The organism is Zestomonas carbonaria, assembly GCF_904061905.1.
Taxonomy (GTDB): Bacteria; Pseudomonadota; Gammaproteobacteria; order Pseudomonadales; family Pseudomonadaceae; genus Aquipseudomonas; species Aquipseudomonas carbonaria.
The window spans coordinates 23,700-35,574 of record NZ_CAJFCI010000034.1; the positions used below are offsets into that span (position 1 = coordinate 23,700).

Sequence of the window (11,875 nt, forward strand, 5' to 3'; positions counted from 1 at the left end):
TCTTGCAAGATCTTGACAGTATCGAATGCCCATCTTCGTGATTGAGTGCTGTAACCATCACAACGAACTAACTTCCCGCCCCGGTCCGGAAACCGATGGACAGCGCCGAGGACATGAAGATCCGTACCCTGCGCCCGCAGATACCATGGCACCTTTCCCGCTGGTGCCCGGCCACGCGCTCCGCTAGGCTTTCCCGAGTGACGTGGTGAACCGGCCACGACGCGTTTGATCGACAGGAGAGTCCATCCATGAATCGTTTGCGCCTGCTCAGCGCCGCCGCCCTGCTGGCCGCGGCCACCAGCGTCTCGGCCACCAGCTTCGTCTACACCACCGATGCCACCGTCGGCGCCCTGAAGGGTACTTCGGACGTCACCTCGGACATCACCTCCTCGTTCAGCGATGACAAGGTAGTGCGCGCCGCCCGCGAGGACGCCGCCAGCTTCGTCGCCAGCGCCGGCGAGATCCGTGGCGCGCAACTGGAGGCCGCGCTCAAGCACATCCGTGGCAAGCTGCCGCAACTGGCCGCCAGCGACATGCAGTTGGCGCAGGCGATCCTGACCCTCTGATCCCTCCTCCCGGCTGGCCCTCGCCTACGCATTCGGCTAGCCTTGCGGCCGCTCCGGCCGGCCGCCTTCCCTCGCCCTCCCCGCGCGCCATCGCGCGGGAGGGGAACCGGCGTCCGGCCGGCTTCGTCCAACTTCTCCACGAGCCCGCATTTCCGGAGATCATTCATGCGTAGCCCGCTCATCGCCGCCGTCGCGGCCCTGGCCCTGTTCTGCGCCGGCGCCCAGGCGCAGACCCTGGTCGCCACCAGCAACATCATCGTCCGTGCGCTGGACCGCAGCCTCGACTTCACCTCCGACACCACCACCTCGATCCGCGACATGAAGGTCGTCCGCGCCGCCCAGGACGACGCCGCCAGCTTCGTCGCCAGCGCCGGCGAGATCCGGGGCGCGCAACTGGAAGCCGCGCTGGGCGTGATCCGCACCCACGTGCCCGAGGCGCGCGAAGCTTCCGACCTGACCCTGGCCGAAGCCATCCTCGTCCTGTGAGGCCCGCCGCCTGGCTGCTCTCCGTCGCGCTGCTGGGCGGCGGCGCCCAGGCGGAGCTGCGCCTGAGCCTCGCTAGCGAGGGCCTGGACAACACCCAGCGCCAGGCCAGCCAGGCATTGCTCGACGAGGCCATGGGGGCGCTGCCGCCGAGCTTCCGCGAACGCCTCGACCGCGACGTCGAGGTACGCTGGAGCGCGAACCTGCCCGAAGCGGTCTACGGCCGCGCCAGCCGCCCCGACCGCCTGCTGCTCAACGCCCGCCTGCTGCCGGCCCTGGCCGACGGCTCGGCCGCGCGCACCCCAACCGAGCGCCCGCACGGCACCCTGCGCCGCGAGCTGCTGGCCACCGTGTTGCACGAGCTGACCCATCTGTACGACCGCGCCCGGCTCTGGTCCGCCGACGAGTGGCGCCGGTTGCAGCACTGCCGCCAGCGTGCGGCGAGCAACGGCCTGGTCGGCCTGCCGGACGACTGCCGAGGGCAGACCGAGCGGCGTTTCACCCTGAGCGACGACCCACGCCTGCTCGACCTCGCAGGCTGGCCGCAGCGCGTCGGCCGGCGCGGCGCCCGCGAAGCGGACAACGATCAGGAGGCGCGCAGCCCGGACACCTACGAGCTGAGCAACCCGCGCGAGTTCGTCGCGGTGAACATGGAGTACTTCCTGCTCGATCCGGCCTATGCCTGCCGACGGCCGGCGCTGTACCGGCATTTCCGCCAGCATTTCGACTGGGCGCCGGCCGACGCGGCGCCCTGCCCCGGCAGCTATCCGTTCCTCAACGCCGGGCGCGACTTCGCCCGCCAGCCGCTCGGCCAGCTCGACCCGGAGCGCGTCTATTCGGTCGACTACCTGCTGGCCGAGGCCAACGACAACTGGGTCAGCCGCTGGGGCCACAGCATGCTGCGCCTGGTGATCTGCGCCCCCGGCCGGCCGCGCGGCCCGGACTGCCGGCTGGATCTCGACCAGCACCTGGTGCTGTCCTACCGTGCCTTCGTCAACGACGTGCAGTTGTCCAGTTGGGACGGCCTGACCGGCGCCTACCCGTCGCGACTGTTCGTCCTGCCGCTCGACCAGGTGATCGACGAATACACCAAGGTCGAGCTGCGCAGCCTCTCCTCGCTGCCGCTCAGGCTGTCGCGCCAGGAACTCCACGGCCTGGTCGAGCGCGCCGCCGAGCAGCACTGGAGCTACGACGGCCACTACTGGTTCATCTCCAACAACTGCGCGGTGGAAACCCTCAAGCTGCTGCGCAGCGGCACCGGCCAACGGGAACTGGTCGGCCTCGACAGCATCATGCCCAACGGCCTGCTCGACCTGCTGGAAGCCCGTGGCCTGGCTGATCGCAGCGTGCTCGCCGACGACAAGGAAGCGCTGCGCCTGGGCTATCGCTTCGACTCCTTCCGCGATCGCTACCAGGCGATGTTCGCCGTGCTGCAAACCCGCCTGGACGTGCCGCAAAGCAGGGTCGAGGACTGGCTGGAGCTGTCCGCCGCCCAGCGCCGCGCCTGGATCGCCCGCGCCGACCTGCGCGCCGCCGCCGCCATGCTGCTGCTCGAACAGGCGGCCGTGCGCCGCCAGTTGCTGATCGCCCAGGACGAGCTCAAGCGCAACTACATGAACGTGCGCGACCAGCTCGGCCAGAGCCGTTTCTCCAAGGCCGGCGACGCGCTACAGGCCATCCTCGCCAACAGCGGCTACCTGAGCCGCCCGGCGGAACTGCTCGACAGCGGCTACGGCCTGCCGCAACCGGGCGAATGGCAGCGCCTGGAACAGCAGAGCGGCGAGCGCCAGCAATACCTGCGCAGCCTCAGCGACGAGCTGGAACAGGAAGTCCGCCGCCTGCTCGACCCGGAACGGATCGGCGAGATCGAGGCCGGCGAAGCCAACCTCCAGGCGCTCGGCGAACGCCTGCGCGAACTCCATAAGGCGAGCGGCGGTTTGCAGTTGCCGTAAGCCGATAAAGGCGCTGGAGGCGGGAGGCTGGGCGAAAATCGGCTTTTAAAGTCGCTCCTCGTCTTCCTCCGGCAGATGCGGATCGAGGTGCAGCCACGGCAGCCGGCTCTTCACCCAGATATGCCGGTCCGGCCGGGCGCGCTCGGGCTGGTCGAGGGTCGCCACGGTGACGTCTAGGCTGTGCGGGCTGAGGCTGGTGAACAACGCCAACTGGGCACCGCAGGTGGGGCAGAAATAGCGCGTGCTGGTGGCCGAGGAGCGGTACTGGGCCGGCTCGCCGGTGGTCCAGGCGAAGCATTCCAGCGGCACCGTGAGCCAGGTGACCATGGTGCCGCCGCTGGTACGTCGGCATACCGAACAGTGGCAGTGGGCGATGTCGCGCAACGGCGCGCTGAACTGGTAGCGCAGGCTGCCGCAATGGCAGCCGCCCAGATGGAGTTCCGACATGGAAGGCACCGTGCAAGTGGGGGTCTGCCCCAAAGCATAGGCAGGGTAATCGTGCCATGGCGTCATTGTGCGGCGGGCATTCGATAAAAAGCGCTGGAGGCTGGAGAACTGGACGACAAAGCTCCGCATGCCTCCGTGACCGGGCTGTTTTCGGCTCTTCGAGCCCTCCAGCTTGCCGAGCGTCGACGGGCCGGCCAAGATGGCCGGCCAGCTTGCCGCAAGAGTCCCGCCATGCTTCCCCTGCTGACCGCCCTCTGGCCCCTGTTCGCCCTGATCGTCGGCGGCCTCGCCCTGCGCCGCCTGGATTTCCCCGGCGAAGCCTTCTGGCCGGCGGCCGAGCGGCTCAACTACTTCCTGCTGTTTCCCGCCCTGCTGTTCAGCAGCCTGGCCAGCGCGCCATTGGACAACCCGGCGCTGCCGCGCCTGGCCGCGGCTGTCATGCTCGGCCTCGGGCTCGGCTGGGTCGGCCTGTTGCTGGTGCGCCGCCTGCGCGGCTGGTCGGCGGCGCGCTTCGGCGCGTTCACCCAGGGCCTGCTGCGCTTCAACACCTACCTCGGCCTGGCCGCCATCGGCAGCCTGTTCGGCACGCAGGGGCTGACCCTGGCCGCGCTGATGCTGGCGCTGATGGTGCCGACGGTGAACCTGATGTCGGTCTGGGCGCTGACCGCCGAGCGCGGCGTCAGCGGCCGCGCGCTGCTGCTGCCGGTGGCGAAGAATCCGCTGATCCTCGCCTGCCTGGCCGGTGCGCTGGTGAACCTGGCCGGCTTCGGCCTGGGTGGCGGCATCGACCGCCTGCTCGGCCTGCTCGCCGCCGCCAGCCTGCCCCTCGGCCTCCTCTGCGTCGGCGCTGCGCTGCGTCCCCGCGAGCTGACCGGCGAGTTGCCGGCGCTGGGCTGGAACTGCGCCCTGCGCCTGCTCGCCATGCCGCTGCTGGGCTACGCGGTAGCCCGCTTGCTGGACCTGCCGGCGCTGGAAAGCAGCGTGCTGGTGCTGTTCTTCGCCCTGCCCACCGCGCCGACTGCCTACGTGCTGACCCGCCAGCTCGGCGGCGACAGCCAGTTGATGGCGGCGCTGATCACCCTGCAGACCCTGCTGGCGGCGCTCAGCCTGCCGTTGCTGCTGGCGCTGCTGGGCTAGGAACGGGCAATTGGTGGGCTGAAGCACACCCTACGAACTGACCCGTAGGGTGCGCCCAGCGCCGGCGCGGGACTACAACGCGAACGGCAGCGGCACGTTCACCCGACGGCGCTGTTCGAGCATCCGCCGGTACTCGCCAGGATCCTTGATCAGCACGTCCTGGCCGGCGAAGGCTTCGGCGGCGATCAGCCGCGAGAGCCAGAAACGCACGCTGGCGACCCGCAGCAGGGTCGGCCACAGCTCGGCCTCGGCCGGCGTGAACGGCCGCAGCACCGCGTAGGCGCCCAGCAGCGCGCGGGCACGCGGACCGTCCAGGCTGCCGTCGGCTTCCACGCACCAGTCGTTCACGGCGATCGCCAGGTCGTAGAGCATGGGACCCGCGCAGGCGTTGTAGAAGTCGATCACGCCGGACAGGTGGTTGCCGTCGAACAGCACGTTGTCGCGGAACAGGTCGGCGTGCAGGTTGGCGCGCGGCAGGGCGAGGATCGCATCGCGACGCTCGCCGATCTCCGCCAGCGCATCGCGCAGCAGGGCCACCTCGGCATCGTCCAGGCGCAGCGCCAGGCTCGGCCCTTCGGCAAGCATCCAGTCGAGGCCACGATCGCTGCGGCGCTCGATGATACGGTCGCGGGTCGCCAGGTGCAGGCAGGCCAGCCAGCGACCGACCTCGCTGCAATGGTGGGCGTTGGGGTAACCAACGTGCTTGCCCGGCAGGCGCGGCTGTAGCAGCGCCGGCTTGCCGGCCAGCTCGCGAAGCGCCTCGCCGCTTTCGTCGCGCAGCGCGTAGGGCACCGGCAGGTGGGCGGTGTGCAGTACGTCGAGCAGGTCGATGAAGAACGGCAGGTCCTGTACCGGGCCGCGCTCGATCAGGGTGAGGACGAATTCGCCGCCTTCCAGGCTGACGAAGAAGTTGCTGTTCTCGGTTCCGGCGGCGATGCCCTGGAAATCCTTCAGCCGTCCCAATCCGTAGGGGGCGAGGAAGGTTTCCAGTTCATGGCGCTCTAGGGGCGTGAAGACCGACATGGCTTACCAGCGAAAGATTTCCCAGGCCGGGATCAGCATGTCTGGCTGGTCCGAGCGGATGAAGTTGCCGTCGCTGCCGTCGGCGCGCACCAGGAAGTAGGGCTTGCCGCCCTTCGGGGTGACCTTGATGGCATAGAGGAAGCCGTTGACCCGGTATTCCTCGATGGTCTTGTCACCTTCGGTACGGATGGTCACGTCCGGATCGGCGCTCGGTGCGTCTTCTTGGGCCTGAACGGCCAACGGGCCGAGCAGGAGCAGGCTGGTCAGCAACAGGCGCTTGGCTGTGCGCATGATACCCTTGTCCCTTTGTCGTCAATGTTCCAGCTAGTTTAGCGCTGGGCCCGTCGAAAAGGTTGATCCCGCTCATGTCGAATGCTCCCCTGGTCCTGGTGGACGGTTCCTCCTACCTGTACCGCGCCTTCCACGCCCTGCCCCCGCTGACCACCTCCAAGGGCATGCCCACCGGGGCGGTGAAGGGTGTGCTGAACATGCTCAAGAGCCTGCGCAAGCAGTATCCGGACAGCCCCTTCGCGGTGGTTTTCGACGCCAAGGGCCCGACGTTCCGCGACGAACTGTTCGCCGAATACAAGTCGCATCGCCCGCCGATGCCGGACGAACTGCGGGTGCAGATCGAGCCGCTGCACGCCTGCGTGCGCGCCCTCGGCCTGCCGCTGCTGTGCATCGAAGGCGTCGAGGCCGACGACGTGATCGGCACCCTGGCCCGGCAGACCGCCGATGCCGGGCGCGACGTGGTGATCTCCACCGGCGACAAGGACATGGCGCAACTGGTCTGCCCGCACGTCACCCTGGTCAACACCATGACCGGCAGCGTCTACGACATCGAAGGAGTGGAGGCCAAGTTCGGCGTCGGTCCCGAGCTGATCATCGACTACCTGGCGCTGATGGGCGACAAGGTCGACAACATCCCCGGCGTCCCCGGCGTCGGCGAGAAGACCGCGCTGGGCCTGCTGACCGGCGTCGGCGGCGGCCTCGACGTGCTCTACGCCAGCCTCGACAAGGTCCCCGAGCTGCCGATCCGCGGCGCCAAGGGCCTGCCGGCCAAGCTCGAGGAACACCGCGAGATGGCCTACCTGTCCTATCAACTGGCGACCATCAAGACCGACGTGCCCCTCGACCTCGACGCCGAGAAGCTGCACCCCGGCGCGCCAGACAACCCCGCGCTGGCCGAGCTGTACCGCGAGCTGGAATTCAAGAACTGGCTGGACGAGGTATTGCGCCAGGAACCGGCCGCCGGCGACCTGTTCGCCGCGGCGCCGCAAGCGGCCGAGAACCGCTACGAGACCATCCTCGACCAGGAACGCTTCGACGCCTGGCTGGAAAAGCTGCGCAAGGCCGAACTGATCGCCTTCGACACCGAAACCACCAGCATCGACGCCCAGCAGGCCCAGGTAGTCGGCGTGTCCTTCGCGGTGGAACCCGGCGAGGCCGCCTATGTGCCCCTGGCGCACTCCTACATGGGTGTGCCGGCGCAGCTCGACCGCGACGCAGTGCTCGCCGCGCTCAAGCCGATCCTCGAAGATCCGAAGAAGCCCAAGCTCGGCCAGCACGCCAAGTACGACATGAACGTCCTGGCCAACGCCTCGACACCCATCGCCCTGCAAGGCGTGGCCTTCGACAGCATGCTCGAATCCTATGTGCTGGACTCGACGGCGACCCGCCACGACATGGACAGCCTGGCGCTGAAATACCTCGGCCACAGCACCATCCACTTCGAGGACATCGCCGGCAAGGGCGCCAAGCAACTGACCTTCGACCAGATCGCCATCGAACAGGCCGGCCCCTACGCCGCCGAGGATGCCGACGTCACCCTGCGCCTGCACCAGACCCTGTGGGCCAAGCTGCAGGCCATCCCCAGCCTGGCCAAGGTGCTCACCGAGATCGAGATGCCTCTGGTGCCGGTGCTCGCGCGCATCGAGCGCAACGGCGCGCTGGTCGACGCCAAGCGCCTCGGCGAGCAGAGCCGCGAGCTGGGCGAAAAACTGGTGGAACTGGAGCGCCAGGCGTTCGCCATCGCCGGCGAGGAATTCAACCTCGGCTCGCCCAAGCAACTCGGCGTGATCCTCTACGAGAAGCTCGGCCTGCCGGTGCAGGCCAAGACCGCCACCGGCCAGCCGTCCACCGCCGAGGCGGTACTCGCCGACCTCGCCGACCAAGACTACGAGCTGCCCAAGGTGCTGATGCAGTACCGCAGCCTGAGCAAGCTCAAGAGCACCTACACCGACAAGCTGCCGGAACAGATCAACCCGCGCACCGGGCGCATCCACACCAGCTACCACCAGGCGGTGGCGGCCACCGGGCGGCTGTCGTCCACCGATCCCAACCTGCAGAACATCCCGATCCGCACCGCCGAGGGCCGCCGCATCCGCCAGGCCTTCGTCGCGCCACCGGGCTACAAGCTGCTGTCCGCCGACTACTCGCAGATCGAGCTGCGCATAATGGCCCACCTGGCCAAGGACGAGGGCCTGCTGGACGCCTTCCGCCACGACCGCGACGTACACCGGGCGACGGCGGCGGAAGTGTTCGGCGTGCCCCTGGAGGACGTGACCAGCGACCAGCGGCGCAGCGCCAAGGCGATCAACTTCGGGCTGATCTACGGCATGAGCGCCTTCGGCCTGGCCAAGCAGATCGGCGTCGACCGCAAGCAGTCGCAGGCCTACATCGACCGCTACTTCGCCCGCTACCCAGGCGTGCTCGCCTACATGGAACGCACCCGCGCCCAGGCCGCCGAACAGGGCTTCGTCGAGACCCTGTTCGGCCGCCGCCTGTACCTGCCGGAAATCCACTCGAAGAACCAGGCCATGCGCAAGGCCGCCGAACGCACCGCAATCAACGCGCCGATGCAGGGCAGCGCGGCGGACATCATGAAGCGCGCCATGGTCGCCGTGGATAGCTGGCTGCAGGAGTCGAAGCTGGACGCGCGGGTGATCCTGCAGGTGCACGACGAACTGGTGGTGGAAGTGCGCGAGGACCTGATCGAGCAGGTCGGCGAACGCCTGCGCGAACTGATGAGCGGCGCTGCCGAGCTGGACGTGCCACTGATCGTGGAAGTGGGAGTTGGTGACAATTGGGATGAGGCGCACTGACGGCTCAGTGCGGGGCCGAGCGCATTGGCATGGCAGTGCCAGGTGTTCTGATGGATCGGGGTGGTTGGTCAAGCACGCTCCCTCCCTCCAGCCCTGGCTACGCGCCCCGCTCCTGAGGGAGAGGGAGTTGTACTGTGGCGTCGGTTGAGCACTCTGCTGTGCTTATCGCCCTAGCAATCCTTCAAGGCCGCTCAGAAGCAGGGGTCAGTCACCGACCTGCCAGCCACGCAGGATAAGCCCCCCTCCCTCCGGGAGAGGGTTGGGGTGAGGGGCGGAGGTTCGCCTACCCGCCCTATACCCAAACACCCAAGCTTACAGCGGACCAATAACCCCAACCCCCCATGAAACCTGACTTAGAACTCAAGATAATCAAAGCCAGAATTTCTTATAGCGAAGTGGTTTTAGGGAAAACCTGAACTTTCTCGCAACACTACCAGTCAGAACCTGCGAATGGCTGATGAAGCCCTTCGGTGCTCCTATGTTGTGTTAAGTGTTGGCAGATCTCTGAACCCCGCCCTAGCGGTTCAGACCTTAAACCCCGAGCCTTCCCCCTCCCCATACGAAGCTCGGGGTTTTTTTTGCCTGCGATTCAGGCTTCCTCTTCCGCGACTTCCAGTTCCAGCCAGCGCGCCAGCACCGTGTGCGCCTCGTCGATGCCCTGGCGCTTGGGCGCCGAGAACAACTGCACGCTCACCGACTCGCCCCAGCCCTTGCGCAGCTCCTGGCGCACCTTGAGCAGCGCGTTCTTGGCCGCGCCGTAGGCCAGCTTGTCGGCCTTGGTCAGCAGGATGTGCAGCGGCATGCCGGAAGCCACCGACCAGTCCAGCATCATGCGGTCGAACTCGGTCAGCGGATGGCGGATATCCATCATCAGGATCACCCCCACCAGGCTCTCGCGGCTGCCCAGGTAAGCCTCCAGGTGGTGCTGCCAGTGCTGCTTGAGCGGGATCGGCACCTTGGCGTAGCCATAGCCGGGCAGGTCGACCAGGCGGCGCTCGTCGTCCAGGCGGAAGAAGTTGAGCAACTGGGTGCGCCCCGGGGTCTTCGAGGTGCGCGCCAGATTGGCGTGGGTCAGGGTGTTCAACGCGCTGGACTTGCCGGCGTTGGAACGACCGGCGAAGGCCACTTCGTAGCCGCTGTCGTCCGGGCACTGGTCGACCTTGGCGGCACTGATCAAAAAGGAGGCTTGCTGGCACAGGCCCAGGATCGGATTCTTGATGGACATGGGGGATTTCCACAGGTGCGACGCGGTGTCGCAGGGGGCGGTTTCGTTTCCGTTTGAGCGGCACAAGTATATAATGCCGCGGATTTTGTGTGCGCTTTGTCCGTCCCGGGACCAGCGCTCACGGGAACGATGCAGAAGATTCTGCGCAGAAGAACGCAGGACGTTCCTTGCCGATGAGGTCGATCCGATGAAGTTGTTGCTGCTCGCCGTCAGCACCGCCTTGCTGGCCTGTACCGTGCAGGCCGCCCAGGAGCCGGAAGCGGTGTTCAACCGCAGTTGTGGCGCCTGCCATAATGGGCAGTTGCCGATGGCGCCCAGGAAAGGCGATGCAGCAGTCTGGAAACCTCACCTGGACAAGGGCATGGAGACGCTGGTGCAGAGCGTCACCAACGGTTTGAACGCCATGCCGCCCCGCGGCTTGTGCACCGACTGTAGCGCCGAGGATTATCGTGCCGCCATCGAATGGATGAGCCGTTAACCCCAGGTTGGATTTTCTCCCTTAGCCGTAATTGGATTAGCTGATGAACAAAGTACTCGTGAGTCTGCTGTTGACCCTGGGCATCACCGGTATGGCTCATGCCGCAGGCGATGCAACCGCCGGCCAGGCCAAAGTAGCCGTTTGCGGCGCCTGCCACGGCCCCGACGGCAACAGCCCCGCCCCGAACTTCCCGAAACTGGCTGGCCAGGGCGAGCGCTACCTGCTCAAACAGATGCACGACATCAAGTCCGGCAACCGCCCCGTGCTGGAAATGACCGGCATGCTGGACAACCTCAGCGATCAGGACATGGCCGATATCGCCGCCTACTTCGCCAGCCAGAAGATGAGCGTCGGCGCCGCCGATCCGGAACTGGTCAAGCGTGGCGAAGAGCTGTTCCGCGGCGGCAAGCTGGCCGACGGCATGCCGGCCTGCACCGGCTGCCACTCCCCGAACGGCGCGGGCCTGGCCGCCGCCGGCTTCCCGCACCTGGGCGGCCAGCACGCCCAGTACGTGGCCAAGCAGTTGACCGACTTCCGCGAAGGCGACCGCACCAACGACGGCGACGCCATGATCATGCGCGCCATCGCCGCCAAGCTGAGCAACAAGGATATCGCGGCGGTATCCAGCTATATCCAGGGTCTCCACTAAGATCCAATCCACGTCCTACAGGCTCTCTGAGACCTGACGGACGAACAAAAAAAGGGTGGCCACGGCCACCCTTTTTCATTGGGGCCGCCGGTACAATGGTTGGAACCCGCCTTTCTCGCGCCGGTCGAATCCGGGACCGCCAGCAGAGCGGCGCCCATCCGCCAAGGAGTGATCCATGCGTAACCTGATTGTTTCCGCCGCCCTCGTCGCCACGAGCCTGTTCGGTCTGAGTGCCCAGGCCGCCGAGCCGATCCAGGCCGGCAAGCAATACGTCGAGCTGAGCAGCCCGGTGCCGGTGTCCAAGCCCGGCAAGATCGAGGTGGTGGAACTGTTCTGGTACGGCTGCCCGCATTGCTACCAGTTCGAGCCGTACATCAACCCCTGGGCGGAAAAGCTGCCTGAAGATGTCAACTTCGTGCGCATTCCCGCCATGTTCGGCGGAGTCTGGAACGTCCACGGCCAACTGTTCATCACCCTGGAAACCATGGGCGTCGAGCACAAGGTGCACACCGCGGTGTTCGAGGCCATCCACAAGGAAGGCAAGAAGCTCGCCACTCCCGAAGAGATGGCCGACTTCCTCGCCGCCCAGGGCGTCGACAAGGACGCCTTCCTGAAGACCTTCAACTCCTTCGGCGTGAAAGGCCAGATGGAGAAGGCCAAGAAACTGGCCATGGCCTACCAGATCACCGGCGTCCCGGTCCTGGTGGTGAACGGCAAGTACCGCTTCGACATCGGCTCGGCCGGCGGCCCGACCCAGGCACTGGACGTCGCCGACCAACTGATCGCCAAAGAGCGGGCGGCCAACTAGGGC

The 11,875-nt window shown here is 66.9% G+C and carries 12 protein-coding genes; 8 read left to right on the plus strand and 4 right to left on the minus strand.

Annotated features, from left to right (window positions below; translation table 11 throughout):
- The first annotated feature begins 248 nt into the window (after positions 1–248).
- From PSEWESI4_RS08440 to PSEWESI4_RS08450, 3 genes are all read left to right on the plus strand, one after another.
- The gene (locus PSEWESI4_RS08440) at positions 249–566 is read left to right on the plus strand and encodes a DUF2388 domain-containing protein (RefSeq protein WP_187670756.1); all 318 of its coding nucleotides are present in this window, start codon (positions 249–251) and stop codon (positions 564–566) included.
- Positions 567–731: 165 nt separating this feature from the next.
- A complete protein-coding gene (locus PSEWESI4_RS08445; protein WP_187670757.1) occupies positions 732–1,052 on the plus strand; it encodes a DUF2388 domain-containing protein in 321 nt (106 codons plus the stop codon).
- On the plus strand, positions 1,049–3,001 hold the full coding sequence (locus PSEWESI4_RS08450; protein WP_187670758.1) for a DUF7844 domain-containing protein: 1,953 nt from the start codon (positions 1,049–1,051) through the stop codon (positions 2,999–3,001). Before PSEWESI4_RS08445 ends, PSEWESI4_RS08450 begins: the two co-directional genes overlap by 4 nt.
- A gap of 45 nt (positions 3,002–3,046) precedes the next feature.
- On the opposite strand, the gene PSEWESI4_RS08455 is transcribed toward PSEWESI4_RS08450, so the two are convergent.
- On the minus strand, positions 3,047–3,448 hold the full coding sequence (locus tag PSEWESI4_RS08455; protein WP_187670759.1) for a GFA family protein: 402 nt from the start codon (positions 3,446–3,448) through the stop codon (positions 3,047–3,049).
- Between the two features lie 231 nt (positions 3,449–3,679).
- Here PSEWESI4_RS08455 and PSEWESI4_RS08460 point away from each other — a divergent pair, with 231 nt between their 5' ends.
- Positions 3,680–4,585 carry an AEC family transporter gene (locus PSEWESI4_RS08460; RefSeq protein ID WP_187670760.1) on the plus strand — a complete coding sequence of 302 codons (906 nt, stop codon included), beginning with the start codon at positions 3,680–3,682 and terminating at the stop codon, positions 4,583–4,585.
- 72 nt (positions 4,586–4,657) lie between these two features.
- On the opposite strand, the gene PSEWESI4_RS08465 is transcribed toward PSEWESI4_RS08460, so the two are convergent.
- The gene (locus tag PSEWESI4_RS08465) at positions 4,658–5,608 is read right to left on the minus strand and encodes a homoserine kinase (RefSeq protein ID WP_187670761.1); all 951 of its coding nucleotides are present in this window, start codon (positions 5,606–5,608) and stop codon (positions 4,658–4,660) included.
- A gap of 3 nt (positions 5,609–5,611) precedes the next feature.
- Positions 5,612–5,899 (minus strand): DUF2782 domain-containing protein, encoded by a 288-nt coding sequence (locus PSEWESI4_RS08470; protein ID WP_187670762.1) that lies wholly within the window; start codon positions 5,897–5,899, stop codon positions 5,612–5,614.
- Between the two features lie 74 nt (positions 5,900–5,973).
- Here PSEWESI4_RS08470 and polA point away from each other — a divergent pair, with 74 nt between their 5' ends.
- A complete protein-coding gene (gene polA / locus PSEWESI4_RS08475) occupies positions 5,974–8,712 on the plus strand; it encodes a DNA polymerase I (protein WP_187670763.1) in 2,739 nt (912 codons plus the stop codon).
- Positions 8,713–9,301: 589 nt separating this feature from the next.
- On the opposite strand, the gene yihA is transcribed toward polA, so the two are convergent.
- Positions 9,302–9,937 carry a ribosome biogenesis GTP-binding protein YihA/YsxC gene (yihA, locus tag PSEWESI4_RS08480; protein WP_187670764.1) on the minus strand — a complete coding sequence of 212 codons (636 nt, stop codon included), beginning with the start codon at positions 9,935–9,937 and terminating at the stop codon, positions 9,302–9,304.
- A gap of 187 nt (positions 9,938–10,124) precedes the next feature.
- Here yihA and PSEWESI4_RS08485 point away from each other — a divergent pair, with 187 nt between their 5' ends.
- The 3 genes from PSEWESI4_RS08485 to PSEWESI4_RS08495 all read left to right on the plus strand — a co-directional run bounded on the left by PSEWESI4_RS08485 (position 10,125) and on the right by PSEWESI4_RS08495 (position 11,872).
- Positions 10,125–10,415 (plus strand): c-type cytochrome, encoded by a 291-nt coding sequence (locus PSEWESI4_RS08485; RefSeq protein WP_187670765.1) that lies wholly within the window; start codon positions 10,125–10,127, stop codon positions 10,413–10,415.
- Positions 10,416–10,458: 43 nt separating this feature from the next.
- Entirely contained in the window at positions 10,459–11,064 is a 606-nt protein-coding gene (locus PSEWESI4_RS08490) for a c-type cytochrome (protein WP_187670766.1), read from the plus strand.
- Between the two features lie 175 nt (positions 11,065–11,239).
- Complete coding sequence (locus tag PSEWESI4_RS08495) at positions 11,240–11,872, plus strand: thiol:disulfide interchange protein DsbA/DsbL (RefSeq protein ID WP_187670767.1); 633 nt, start codon at positions 11,240–11,242, stop codon at positions 11,870–11,872.
- Positions 11,873–11,875: the final 3 nt, after the last annotated feature.